Origin of the sequence: Herbaspirillum sp. YR522 (genome assembly GCF_000282575.1) — a bacterium.
Lineage (GTDB): Bacteria > Pseudomonadota > Gammaproteobacteria > Burkholderiales > Burkholderiaceae_D > Herbaspirillum.
The window spans coordinates 1-12,036 of sequence record NZ_AKJA01000110.1 but is presented as its reverse complement, the minus strand read 5'-3'; the positions used below and the strand labels follow the sequence as shown (position 1 = coordinate 12,036).

Sequence of the window (12,036 nt, the reverse complement as noted above, 5' to 3'; positions counted from 1 at the left end):
CGATGGCGCGGCGCTGCATTTCCACGCGCTGCCCTACGCGCTGGTCGAGCCGCAATAACGGCCGCGCCGGGACCAGACCATGGACCTCTACATCTACTATCGCGTGCGTGCGCAACACGCCAATACGCTGTTGGGCAAGCTCAGGGCACTGCAACTGGTGCTGCAGGCGCAACACGGCGTACGCCCGGGCCTGAAGCGGCGCCCCATCGAAAAGGACGGCCTGCAGACCTGGATGGAAATCTACGAACACCTGGCACCGGAGGCGGCCGACCACTTCCTGCAGGCACTGGCAAGTGCCGGGGCGGCCGCCGGCATCGACACGCTCATCGATGGCGAGCGGCATGTCGAACGTTTCGAGGACGTCGCCGTATGTGCCTGATCATCCTGGCCTGGAAGGTCATCCCCGGCATGCCGCTGATCCTGGCGGCCAACCGCGACGAGTTCTATGCGCGGCCCGCCGTCGATGCCGCCTGGTGGAGCGACGCTCCGCAGGTGTTCGCCGGGCGTGACCTGCAGGGCGGTGGCACCTGGCTGGGCACCACTCGCGATGGCCGCTTCGCGGCGCTGACCAACGTGCGCTCGCCATCGGAGCGGCGTACCGACGCACCGACCCGCGGCGCCCTGGTGTCCGACTATCTCACCGGCAGCATGTCGCCCACCGACTACGTGCAGCAACTCCAGGCCCGGGCCCAGGACTACAACGGTTTCAACCTGCTGGTGGGCGATCGCGAAACCCTGCTGTGGTATTCCAACCGCGGCCAGGCGGACGCGCGTAACGGGCGTCCACTGGACTACGGTGTCTATGGCGTGTCGAATGCCCTGCTCGATACGCCCTGGCCCAAGCTGACCCGGGCCAAGGCGCAGTTTGCCAGCCTGCTGTGCCAAGGCGCGCCTGAAGAAGCCTTCTTCGAGATGCTGACCGACGCCACCCGCGCCAATGACTGCCGCCTGCCCGATACGGGCGTTGGCATCGAACGCGAACGCATGCTGTCGCCGATCTTCATCCGCTCTCCGGACTATGGCACGCGCTGCTCGACGGTACTGCGCGTGCCCATCGCGGGCGAGCCGGTACTGACCGAACATGTGGCCGATCCCATGGCAGTGCAATATTCGGCCGAATCGGTGTCCGAGGGGCGTTGCCGCATCCCCTGCACGCCGCGCGAAGACGACCGTCCCGCTTGAGTCATGCCGTCCTGCAACACCAGAAATAAAAAAAGCGTATACCAGATATTCGAAAGATAAATTGGCCGGGATTGGTGCAGAGCAGTAAAGTAGTACCTGTCTCCTCCAATTTCCTCCTAAAGAATTGGATTGAAGCCCACACCGCAAGGTCGTGGGCTTTTTTTTCGCCAGGTTTTTACAGGGCTTGGCCTGCCAGCAAGCCGCACCCCAAAGAAAAAGCGGACCGTAGTCCGCTCTTGCACTGCCGCTGTTGCGCCGCCCGGAGGCGGCGCAACGCGATCAGGGATGCATCTTCGCCTGTGAGCGATCCAGCACCACTTCCGGGGCATTGGCCTCTTCCACGGTTTCATTGTTGAGCACCGCCTTCAGGCGCCGCTCGTCGAGCTCGCCGCTCCACTTGGCCACCACCAGCGTGGCCACGCCGTTACCGATGGTATTGGTCAGCGCACGGGCCTCGGACATGAAACGGTCGATACCCAGGATCAGCGCCAGGCCGGCCACCGGCAGGTGTCCCACCGCCGACAGGGTCGCTGCCAGCACGATGAAGCCGGAACCGGTGATACCGGCGGCGCCCTTGGAGGTCAGCATCAGCACGGCCAGCAGGGTGAGCTCCTGGACGAAGGTCATCGGCGTATTGGTGGCCTGGGCGATGAACACCGCCGCCATGGTCAGGTAGATCGCGGTGCCGTCCAGGTTGAACGAGTAACCGGTCGGGATCACCAGGCCGACCACGGTCTTCTTGGCGCCGGCGTTCTCCATCTTGGCCAGCATGCGCGGCAGCACCGATTCGGACGACGAGGTACCCAGCACGATCAGCAGTTCCTCCTTGATGTACTTGACGAACTTCCAGATCGAGAAGCCGTGCAGGCGGGTCACGATGCCCAGCACCACGAAGATGAACAGCAGGCAGGTCAGGTAGAAGGTACCCATGAGCTTGCCCAGCGACAGCAGCGAACCGACGCCGTACTTGCCGATGGTGAAGGCCATGGCGCCGAAGGCACCGATGGGGGCCACCTTCATGATGGTGCCGACCACCGAGAACAGCACGTGCGAGATCTTTTCGATGAAGTCGAAAATGAGCGTGCCGCGGCCGCCGAACTTGTGCAGCGCGAAGCCGAACAGCACTGCCACCAGCAGCACCTGCAACACGTCGCCCTTGGCGAAGGCGTCGACCATGCTGGTCGGGATCACGTTGAGAATGAAATCGGTGGTGGTACCCAGCTTGCCGGGCGCGGTGTAGGAGGCGATTGCCTTGGTGTCCAGCGAGGCCGGGTCGATGTTCATGCCCACGCCGGGCTTGAGCACGTTGACCAGCACCAGGCCGATGATCAGCGCGACGGTGCTGACCACTTCGAAGTACAGCAGCGCCAGGCCGCCGGTCTTGCCGACCTTCTTCATGTCTTCCATGCCGGCGATGCCGGTGACGACGGTGCAGAAGATGACCGGCGCGATGATCATCTTGATCAGCTTGACGAAGCCATCGCCGAGCGGCTTCATGGCTTCGCCGGTGGACGGGTAGAAATGGCCCAGCAGCACACCGATGGTGATGGCGACCAGCACCTGGAAGTAAAGCGATTTATAGATAGGTGGCTTGGGCGCCGCCATGGTTGTCGTTGTCATTGTCGTTCTCCAGAAACATCAATCTCCAGCCTGCCCTGGCTTGATCGCGCGCCGGGCAGGCCGCTGACCGTTTGCAGCTCATCGGCTGCTTCGGCTACTTGTTTGGCCGGGAAACGCGCTCCCCCTCCCCGGTCCGGGCGCAAGTATCTAACAGAGCAACGGCCACCGGTATTGTGGGAAACCACATCGCACGCGCAAGGAACGCGCCGATCAGCGGCTATTCTGCCGTTTGCAATGCAGCAAATTGGTTATAGTTCAGTGTCGGGACAAAAAAATAACGAAGGCTTTATTGTGCAACGGAAATTGACGGTGACCTTGCGGCTCACCATCCTGGTCGCCGTATTGTGCGCCAGCGTGGTGGTCGTGGCCTGGTACGGCATGCGTGGCATGGCGTCGAGCAACGAAAAACTGCGTTTTGTCTATGAAGACCGCACCACCTGCCTGGTACAGATTTCCCGCGTGCGCGACATGGTCTATCGCAACCGCGACATCATGGGGCGGGCACTGATGCTCGCCAATGTGCCCAGCACGCGCCCGCCTGACGATGTGGCGCTGCAGCAACCGCAGAACGCACTGCAGGTGATGGGCCAGTTGCAGCAGGCCGATCGCGACTTCACCGACAACTGGAACGCCTATCGCGCCAGCCGCATGGGCGCCGACGAGCAACGGACTGCGCTCCAGGCCGAGCTGACCTGGAAAGCCTACCTCGACCAGCGCACCAGGGTGGCCTGGGCCATCAACACCGGCGACATCCAGGAAGCCAATCGCCTGTGGCCGCAGACCACGCCGCTGCTGGCGCGCCTGGCCACCCAGCTGGCGGCACTGGGCCAGTTGCAGGAGCAACTGACACTGGCCGCCTACCAGGACGCCGTGGCCGAATACCACCGCCTGCAACGGCACAACCTGCAGATCGGCGGCGCCAGCCTGCTGCTGGGCGTCGGCCTGGCGCTGTGGATCATCAGTAGCCTGCGCCGTGAACTGGGAGGCGAACCCGGCTACGCGGCCCATATCGTGCGCCAGATCGCCGACGGCAATCTCGACGTCAACGTGGCGCTGCGCCCCAACGACGACAGCAGCCTGTTGTTTGCGATGCAATCGATGCGCGAACGCCTGACCGGCATCATGCAGCAGGTGACCTTGTCGACCCGCTCGCTGGGCAGCTCGTCGCATGCCCTCAACGCCACTGCCCAGGCGCTGGCGCAATCCTCGAACGAACAGGCCGCCGCGGTGGAAGAGGTCAATTCGGCGATCACCAGCATGAGCGATGCCATCCAGCAGACCGGCGAACATGCCCGACGCACCGACGCCATTGCCGTCACGGCCGCCACCAATGCCGGCCAGACCGGCCAGGCGGTGCAGAGCACGGTCCAGGCCATGCGCGGCATTGCGCGCCAGGTCGGCGTGATCGACGACATCGCCTACCAGACCAACCTGTTGGCACTCAATGCCGCCATCGAGGCCGCGCGCGCTGGCGAGAACGGACGCGGCTTTGCCGTGGTGGCCACCGAAATCCGCAAGCTGGCCGAGCGCAGCCAGGACAGCGCGCGCGAAATCAGCCAGATCGCCCACGACAGCGTCGAACTGGCCGAGCAGACCAGCGCCCACCTGATGCATGGCACCTTGCACGAAATCCGCCAGGCCTCGCAGCAGATCAACCAGATCACGCTATCGTCGACCATGCAGGAAGAAGGCGTACTGGAAATCGGCGCCGCCGTGCTGCAGTTGAACGATACCACCCAGCGCAATGCGGCCGCCTCGGAAGAACTGGCCAGCACCGCCGAGCTGGTGGCGCAACATGCCCGCGAACTGGGCGACCGGCTGTGCTACTTCCGCCTGAGCGCGCTGGAGCATGTGGCACGCCAGGCGCCGCCGGTGGTGGCATTGCAGCGATAGGCGTCAGCCCAACGGGGCGCGCATGGTGATATGGGGGATGCCGGCTTCCATGAACTCGTCGCCTTCGCGCACGAAACCATGGGCGGTGTAGAACGGCGCGGCATGGCTCTGCGCATTGAGCACCACGCCGCTGTCGCCACGCGCGCGCGCGGCCGCCATCAGAGCCTGCAGTACTGCCCCGCCCACGCCCTTGCCGCGCCCTGCCTTGCGCACCGCCATGCGGCCGATGTGACCATCGGGCAGCAGGCGGCCGGTCGCCAGCGGCGCGCCCTGCTCGTCATAGGCCACGGCATGGATGGACAAGGCGTCCATTTCGTCGAGTTCGATCTCGGCCGGCACCTGTTGCTCGTGGACGAAGACTTCGAAACGGATAGGTTGGGCATGGGCGCGCAGCGCGTCCCAGGTATCCACGATGATATTCATTGCTCAGTTCTCTGCGTTAGGCGAGACGCCTTGCAGGCCGTCCAGCTTCTTTGAAATGTCGAGTCGGCGGATCACCTTGAAGGTCCCCATGGCCTTGGCCACCAGGCGTTCGCCGTTCCACAGTTCGGCATCGCAAAAGCATAGCGTGGTGGAACGGTGATAGGTGCGTCCGCGCGCGACGATGGTGTCGCCGGCACGGCCGGCCGGCTGCAGGAAGGTGCTGCTCATCTCGACGGTGGCCGACGATTGCGCGCCTTCTGCACCGGCGCGCGCCGACAGGCCCATGGCAACGTCCATCAGGGTCATCGAGATGCCGCCCTGCGCGACCTGCCAGCTATTCATGAATTCGGGCTTGAGCAGCAAGGACATGACGGCCTCGTGACCGTCATAGCGCTCGACCTGCACGCCCAGTGATTCGAGATAGGGGTTGCCGTTCTCGAACACCTGCTTCAGTGTGTGGCCCATGGGTGCGTCAGATTTCGTAGTCCATGCATTGGCGCGCTTCGCGTACGGCGCCGATGAAGGGCTTGATGGCGACATGCTCGGGGTGGTCCTGGTAGGCGTCGAGTGCGGCGCGCGATTCGAATTCGGAATACAGCACCACGTCATAGGTTGCCTCCAGGCCCGGCTGGGCCAGTACCGCCTCGAACTTGAGGATGCCCGGTACGATGCCGGCACAGCCGTCGAGCAGCGCTTTCATCTTTTGCATGTTGGTGGCGCGGTCTGCTCCTTCGGCCTGTTCTTTCAATTTCCACATCACGATGTGCTTGATCACGCTCGGTCTCCGTTGTTCGACATTGATGAAGCCGACATGATAAGGCAATGCGGGGGACTCGGCTCTGGGGGCCTGTCCTGAGCCTGGCGAAGGGAGCCTGGCGAAGGGAGCCTGGCGAAGGAAGCTGGTCGAAGGAGCTTTTCGAGGGGCCAGTGCGTGTTGAGCCCTCCTGGGCCGTCTGCTCTTGCTGCACGCCAATGTATTTGCACGCCAATGTATTGCTTAATTATCTTGGCGTCGGCGCGTGGTGAACGCTCTTGGGCCGTCTGCTCTTGCTACATGCCGATGTACTGGCTTTATGCTTATCATTCTCCGGCCGAAGGGGCTTGCCGGGAGTCCGCCCGGCAGCGGACCCTCTTTCTTGCACGCCAAGAAAGAGGGGCAAAGAAGGCGCCCCACTCCGCAGCCCCTACGGGGTCCCCGGCGTCACGCGCCGAACAGGGGGAAGGCCAGAGTCGCTTCGCTCCGGCTGTCCTTCTGATCCCCTGTTCGACCCGCGCCACCGGCTGCTCCGAATGGGGAAAGCGCACGCCTCGCCTTCGGCATCGGGCTGGGTACCGTGATGGCGCTAGCGGTGGCGCTCTTTTTGCCTGAAATTCGGTCGGACTAAGTAAATTCGTAGCACTGGTGCTCCTTCGACAAGCTCAGGATAGGCTTCGATATAGCGCTACGCGCTTACTCAGCCCGAACGGTGTTCTTTAGGCAAAACAAAACCAGGGCTACGGACCAAGAGTCCCGAGTATCTCTTGAAGCAAAAAAGGCGCGACAGGTGGCGCCACCACGATACCAAGCCCGATGCCGAAGGCGAAGCGCCCGCTTTCCCCATTCGGACCAGACGGCCCAGGAGGGAACAACACGCGCCGACGCCAAGAAACTCATCCAGACTGAGTAAGTATGTCATTGCCTATGCAGGCCCGACAACGGGGACATGAGGCATGTTCTCATAACGCACTACCACCAGCGCGGCACGCAAAACCCTCACCGTACCTTGCCCGCCCTCTTGACCGGCTTGGCAACAGGCTTGGACTTGACCGCTGCGCCCCTGGTCGTGGCGGTCTTCTTGCGGGGTGCTGGCTTGACCGCCCGCGCCGGCTCGGCAGCAGAGGCAGGCAGCGCGATCTGCTCGGCCTCGGCGCCCTCGCCCACTGCCGCGGTCAACTTGCGCGCCAGGGTCATTACCCGTTGCGGATCCACCTCCAGCGTACCGATCAGCAACTCGATGATTTCCGAACGCGGGTTGGCCAGGGTCGGCTCGATCATCATCACCGCAGCCGATAGCGCCAGCGCCTTCTCACGCGTGCCGCGCTCGGGCAACATCTGCTGCAGGGCGTTGAGCGCTTCGACCGGTGCCACCGCCGTGATGCGGGCCTGCTCCTTGAGCAACGATACCCAGTTGGTCCTGGGCGATACGCTGGCGTGCATGTTGGGTAGCTGCGACAGCAGGCGCGCCAGGCGCAAGCTGCGGCGCTCGAAGGCGCCGATCGATACCATGCCGGCAATCACGATGCGACAGACGGCGGCCGCAAAACCGCCTTCGGCAATGGCCGGCAACGCGGCTGCACGCAATGCCGCCAGGTCGTGCTGGGCGCGCTGCTGCGCCCGCACCTCGTCGCTCTGGCGCGGTGGCAGCCAGGCACCCAGGCCCTGGGCGCCGAACAACTGCGTGGTCAGCCTGGCGCTGCGGGCGTCGCGCCGATCACGCCAGGCATCGAGCTCATCGGTGATGCGCTGCGCCATGCGCTGCTCGAACTGCTTCCACGGATGCTGCGGGTCGACCGGCTGGCGCGCGGCCCGTGCGGCGGCGGCCTGGCCACGGATGAAAGGCGCCAGCGGCGAACTGTCGGACCACATCTGGCGTTGCATGCGTAGCGGGTTCATGCGCGTCATGGCATCGGCGCCGGCGCGCGTGCTGGCCATGCGCACCCACGGTCGTAACCAGGTCTTGTACAGGCTGGCGTTGATCTCGGACCATTGCGCGATGGTCGAGAAAACCGACTCGTCCTCGCGCCCTTCCGGATTGAGATCGCGGATGTCCTGCATCGTGCGATGTTCGTAATGGACCGTGTAGTCGCCCGGCTCCAGGGTGTCCCAGCGCTGCGCCTGGCGACCATCCTTGGCTTGCAGCTTCATCTCGTAGAGCCCGGGCGGCAGGCTTTCGATCACGTCCAGCGACGTCACCAACTGGTCGTGTTCCTTCTTGGCCACGGCGCCGCCGACGAAGATGCCCAGGTGCCCAACGCTCTCGTGCAGCACGTAGATGATGGTGCGGCCGGCGGCGGCGATGGCGCGTTCGTCACCCCAGGCGTCGACGATCCAGTTCAAGGCCTGCGGCGGCGGCGTGATGTTGTCGCCCCACGATGCAAACACCACGATGGGAGCGACGATGTTGCGCAAGTCGATCGCCTGGCCGTGCGCCATGACCTCGCCGCGCGCCAGCTTGTTGCCCACGAACAGGTTCTCGACGATGGCCTCGATCTCGGCGCCGGTCATGCGGAAGAAACCGCCCCACCAGCGCTCGAATTCCAGGAAACGCTCGGCCTCGGTGTCGACCCCGGCCCACAGGTTGTAGTACTTGTTCCACCAGGTATTGGCCGGATTGAGCTTTTCGAAATTCTCCACCAGCGTGGCGCCGTCGAAACGGTCCGCTCCCATGTCGGCCGACAACGAGGCCAGCCAGGTGCCGCCCAGCGACGCCCCGCTGTAACGCATCGGATTGAGCTTGCTGCTGCCGGCCCAGTACGAAGCAGGCGCACCGACCATCATCAATGGCCCGAACAGCTCCGGCCGCACCGCGTCGACGGTCATCATCGCCCAGCCGGCCTGGCAATTGCCGATCACCACCGGCTTGGCCTGACACTGTGGATGGCGGGCAATGATCTCTTCCAGGAACCGCGCCTCGGCGTCCATCACCGTCACCAGCGTCTGGCCGTCCTCGGGCTCGGGACGGAAGGTGGCGAAATAGACGGTATGGCCGGCTTTCATCGCCATGCCCACTTCCGAGTCGAACTTGAAACCGCCGATGCCAGGCCCGTGCCCGGCGCGCGGGTCGACCACCAGCACCGGCCGCGCCGCCGGGTCGGCCGGCAGGCCAGCCGGCGGTTGCAGCCGCACCAGTGCGTAGTTGCAGGGCTGGGGCAAGTCGTGCCCGTCGATGATGAGCTCATGGCCGAACTTGAGCAGCGGCGGCGTGCCCTGCTCGAGGTGGCTCAGGTAGGCGTTGCCGCGATCGAGCAAGGTGTCGAGGAACAGGAAGCTGCGCTGCAGGGCGTCGGTCAGGTAGGCGTCCAGGCCGCCCCAGGTCGACGCCGCTGGCGATGGCGTGGACGAATCGGCAACGGTGGCGGCAACGGGTTTCTTGCGACTGGCCATGCTCCCTCCCAGGGACATTGTGTACCCCCATCATACGGAGAAAGATCACGGCGAATCGCACGATCTCTGCGACAATGGAACCGCATTTCACGCTATTGAAACCAAGACAATTGCATCGGAGGAAACTTCATGGAACTCAGTAGTCTGGTCGACCAGCCGGGCAAGTTGCCCACCGTTCCGAAGGTGGTCCAGCAACTGATTGCCAGCTTCAACGACGAGGACGTGTCGGCCACCGATATCGCACGCCAGATCGCAACCGATCCGGCACTCTCGGCCAAGGTGCTGCGGCTGGCCAATTCGGCTTTCTTCCATGTCTCGCGCACGATCGGCACCGTCGACGATGCGCTGCGCATGCTGGGCTTCGTGATGGTACGCAACCTGGTACTGGGCCAGGGCATGGTGGCCGCCTTCGAGAACACCCGCGGCATGGACCTGCAGCAGTTCTGGCGCTACAACCTGTACACCGCGGTGGCGGCCCGCTGGCTGGCCATGCATGCGGGCGAGCCGGGCGAGGACAACGGCGACGCCGTGTTCACGGTCGGCATGATGCACGGCATCGGCCAGTTGCAGTTGCATGCGGTGGCGGCTGCCGACGTGGCGCCGCTGGACCACCAGGTCAATGTACTCGACGCCACCCGTGCGGCCAGCGAGAAGCAACGCTGGGGCTTTCACTACGCCGACGTCTCGGCTGCGCTGGCGCAGATCTGGCACTTTCCACCCGCCCTGGCGGCGGCCTTGAAGGCCGTGCCCGAGCCGGCCGAAGGCAAGCTCGATCGCGCCGCCGGCTGGGTCCACCTGGGCGCATGGGCGGCACGCGTGGAGGTACAAAAGCTGGACGACGAAGCGGCCCGCGCAAGCTATCCGGTCCAGTTGGGCAAGAAGCTCGGCGTCGATCCGGCGTGGGCGCCGGTGATGGTCAAGCACGCCGCCGACAAGGCCGGCGGTGCCATGCCTCCACTCAAGGAATTATCGGCCGGGCTCGATGCCATGCTCGAATGAGCAGCGGCACCGACCACCGAACGGCATCGACGGCAACACGATCCACAGCAAGGACACACATCATGGCCAAGAAAGAAAAACTCGATCCCGAAACCGAAGCACTGATCCAGTGGTGCACCCAAGTCGAAACCTTCCTGGTCGCCGGCGGCGCCACGCTGGCGCAGGCCCAGGAACATATCGAAGAACAGGTCGAATGGTTTACCGACCAGTTCTACGAAGGTCTCACGCCCGAGGAAGCGGCCAACGAGGCATTGCTTTAAGCGCATCCAGTAGCGGCCGGGTCGAGTCGGCCAGGCGGTCCAGGCTTTGCTCGCGCAGGCGATCGAGGTCGACCGCGCTCACATCGGCCAGGCCGGCCCACGCCATCAGGGCGGCAAACGCCTCGGGTGTATCGAACATGCCGTGCAGGTAGCTGCCCAGCACCTGGCCGTCGGCCGACAGCGCGCCTTCGCCGCGACCGGCGATGACGAACGCCGGTCGCGCCATGGCCGCCCCCCGCGACACGCCCATGTGGATCTCGTAGCCGCGTACGCCGGCCTGGGCGACATCGAAGGCGCAATGGCCGCTGACCTGCAACAGCTGCTTGTCGCGCATGAGTTCGGTCCGCATGTCCAGCACGCCCAGTGCATCCATGCTGCCGGGCGTGCCTTCGACGCCATGCGGATCATCGACCGCCTGGCCCAGCATCTGGAACCCGCCGCAGATGCCGATCACTTTTCCCCCATAGCGCAGGTGGCGCGCGATGGCCGCCGGCCAGCCCTGCTCGCGCAGCCACGCCAGGTCGCCCCGGGTGTTCTTGCTGCCGGGCAGGATGACCAGGTCGGCCGGCGGTATCGGCCGGTTGGCACGGATGAATTGCAGGTCGATATCGGGATGGGCGCGCAAGGCGTCGAAGTCGGTATGGTTGCTGATGCGTGGCGGCGTAGGCACCAGCACCCGGAAGGCGCCGCGCTGGCCCTGGCTGGACTGGATCGCGTCCTCGGCGTCGAGCTGCAAGCCGTGCAGATACGGCAGCACCGCCAGCACCGGCTTGCCGGTGCGTTGCTGCAGCCAGTCCAGGCCGGGTTGCAGCAGGCTGATATCGCCCCTGAACCGGTTGATGACGAAGCCGATCACCCGCCCCCGTTCGCTCTCGGACAGGCAATCCAAGGTGCCGGTCAGGTGCGCGAACACACCACCGCGGTCGATGTCGGCCACGATGATCACCGGGCAATCGACCGCCTCGGCAAAGCCCATGTTGGCAATATCGCGCGCGCGCAGGTTGATCTCGGCCGGGCTGCCCGCCCCTTCGACGATGATCGCCTGGTATTGCCCCCGCAGTCGCCGATACGACGCCAGCACCGCGTGCATGGCCTCGGTCTTGTAGCGGTGGTAGTCGCGTGCGTTCATGTCGGCCCGCACCCGGCCATGCACGATCACCTGCGCCCCGGTGTCGCTGGAGGGCTTGAGCAGGATCGGGTTCATGTCGGTATGCGGTGCGATGCCGGCCGCCTGCGCCTGCAAGGCCTGGGCCCGGCCGATCTCGCCGCCGTCGGCGGTGACCGCGCTGTTCAAGGCCATGTTCTGCGGCTTGAAGGGTGCCACCGCCACGCCGTCGCGCATCAGCAACCGGCACAGGGCCGCGCCCAGCGTGCTCTTGCCGGCATCCGAGGTGGTGCCCTGGATCATCAGGGTATGGAAGGGAAATTCAGCGGCCATACGCCCTCCAGCCTGCCAGGGCAAGTTCAAGGCGCTGCCAGCCGGCTTCGTCCGGCGGCAGGCCGATGCGGATAACC

General features: G+C 64.8%; 11 protein-coding genes. 5 read left to right on the top strand and 6 right to left on the bottom strand.

The window, feature by feature from the left end:
• Nucleotides 1-79: 79 nt before the first annotated feature.
• Nucleotides 80-379, top strand: coding sequence for a DUF4936 family protein (locus PMI40_RS15205; protein WP_008117014.1), 300 nt, complete (start codon nt 80-82; stop codon nt 377-379).
• Complete coding sequence (locus PMI40_RS15200) at nt 370-1,182, top strand: NRDE family protein (RefSeq protein ID WP_008117012.1); 813 nt, start codon at nt 370-372, stop codon at nt 1,180-1,182. Before PMI40_RS15205 ends, PMI40_RS15200 begins: the two co-directional genes overlap by 10 nt.
• Nucleotides 1,183-1,461: 279 nt before the next feature.
• On the opposite strand, the gene PMI40_RS15195 is transcribed toward PMI40_RS15200, so the two are convergent.
• Nucleotides 1,462-2,787: a dicarboxylate/amino acid:cation symporter gene (locus PMI40_RS15195; protein ID WP_040502124.1), complete on the bottom strand. Its 1,326-nt coding sequence runs from the start codon at nt 2,785-2,787 to the stop codon at nt 1,462-1,464.
• A gap of 324 nt (nt 2,788-3,111) precedes the next feature.
• Here PMI40_RS15195 and PMI40_RS15190 point away from each other — a divergent pair, with 324 nt between their 5' ends.
• A complete protein-coding gene (locus tag PMI40_RS15190; protein ID WP_238540959.1) occupies nt 3,112-4,695 on the top strand; it encodes a methyl-accepting chemotaxis protein in 1,584 nt (527 codons plus the stop codon).
• Nucleotides 4,696-4,698: 3 nt separating this feature from the next.
• On the opposite strand, the gene PMI40_RS15185 is transcribed toward PMI40_RS15190, so the two are convergent.
• The 4 genes from PMI40_RS15185 to PMI40_RS15170 all read right to left on the bottom strand — a co-directional run bounded on the left by PMI40_RS15185 (nt 4,699) and on the right by PMI40_RS15170 (nt 9,262).
• The gene (locus PMI40_RS15185; protein WP_008117007.1) at nt 4,699-5,118 is read right to left on the bottom strand and encodes a GNAT family N-acetyltransferase; all 420 of its coding nucleotides are present in this window, start codon (nt 5,116-5,118) and stop codon (nt 4,699-4,701) included.
• Between the two features lie 3 nt (nt 5,119-5,121).
• Nucleotides 5,122-5,583: a PaaI family thioesterase gene (locus tag PMI40_RS15180; RefSeq protein ID WP_008117004.1), complete on the bottom strand. Its 462-nt coding sequence runs from the start codon at nt 5,581-5,583 to the stop codon at nt 5,122-5,124.
• Nucleotides 5,584-5,590: 7 nt separating this feature from the next.
• A complete protein-coding gene (locus tag PMI40_RS15175) occupies nt 5,591-5,893 on the bottom strand; it encodes a Dabb family protein (protein ID WP_008117002.1) in 303 nt (100 codons plus the stop codon).
• 978 nt (nt 5,894-6,871) lie between these two features.
• On the bottom strand, nt 6,872-9,262 hold the full coding sequence (locus PMI40_RS15170; protein ID WP_008116999.1) for a DUF3141 domain-containing protein: 2,391 nt from the start codon (nt 9,260-9,262) through the stop codon (nt 6,872-6,874).
• A 129-nt stretch (nt 9,263-9,391) separates the two neighbouring features.
• On the opposite strand from PMI40_RS15170, the gene PMI40_RS15165 reads away from it, so the two are divergent.
• Nucleotides 9,392-10,261, top strand: coding sequence for an HDOD domain-containing protein (locus tag PMI40_RS15165; RefSeq protein WP_008116997.1), 870 nt, complete (start codon nt 9,392-9,394; stop codon nt 10,259-10,261).
• Between the two features lie 62 nt (nt 10,262-10,323).
• Nucleotides 10,324-10,521, top strand: a complete 198-nt coding sequence (locus tag PMI40_RS15160; RefSeq protein WP_008116995.1) for a hypothetical protein — start codon at nt 10,324-10,326, stop codon at nt 10,519-10,521.
• Here the strand turns inward: PMI40_RS15160 and PMI40_RS15155 are convergent.
• Nucleotides 10,484-11,959: a cobyric acid synthase gene (locus PMI40_RS15155; protein ID WP_008116993.1), complete on the bottom strand. Its 1,476-nt coding sequence runs from the start codon at nt 11,957-11,959 to the stop codon at nt 10,484-10,486. The two genes, PMI40_RS15160 and PMI40_RS15155, sit on opposite strands and share 38 nt — an antisense overlap.
• Nucleotides 11,960-12,036 lie beyond the last annotated feature (77 nt).

Bases quoted from the DNA above. Each gene is read 5' to 3' on its own strand.
- PMI40_RS15165 (WP_008116997.1), top strand. From the start codon at position 9,392: ATGGAACTCAGTAGTCTGGTCGACCAGCCGGGCAAGTTGCCCACCGTT.
- PMI40_RS15180 (WP_008117004.1), bottom strand. From the start codon at position 5,583: ATGGGCCACACACTGAAGCAGGTGTTCGAGAACGGCAACCCCTATCTC.
- PMI40_RS15185 (WP_008117007.1), bottom strand. From the start codon at position 5,118: ATGAATATCATCGTGGATACCTGGGACGCGCTGCGCGCCCATGCCCAA.
- PMI40_RS15170 (WP_008116999.1), bottom strand. From the start codon at position 9,262: ATGGCCAGTCGCAAGAAACCCGTTGCCGCCACCGTTGCCGATTCGTCC.
- PMI40_RS15200 (WP_008117012.1), top strand. From the start codon at position 370: ATGTGCCTGATCATCCTGGCCTGGAAGGTCATCCCCGGCATGCCGCTG.
- PMI40_RS15160 (WP_008116995.1), top strand. From the start codon at position 10,324: ATGGCCAAGAAAGAAAAACTCGATCCCGAAACCGAAGCACTGATCCAG.
- PMI40_RS15205 (WP_008117014.1), top strand. From the start codon at position 80: ATGGACCTCTACATCTACTATCGCGTGCGTGCGCAACACGCCAATACG.
- PMI40_RS15155 (WP_008116993.1), bottom strand. From the start codon at position 11,959: ATGGCCGCTGAATTTCCCTTCCATACCCTGATGATCCAGGGCACCACC.
- PMI40_RS15195 (WP_040502124.1), bottom strand. From the start codon at position 2,787: ATGGCGGCGCCCAAGCCACCTATCTATAAATCGCTTTACTTCCAGGTG.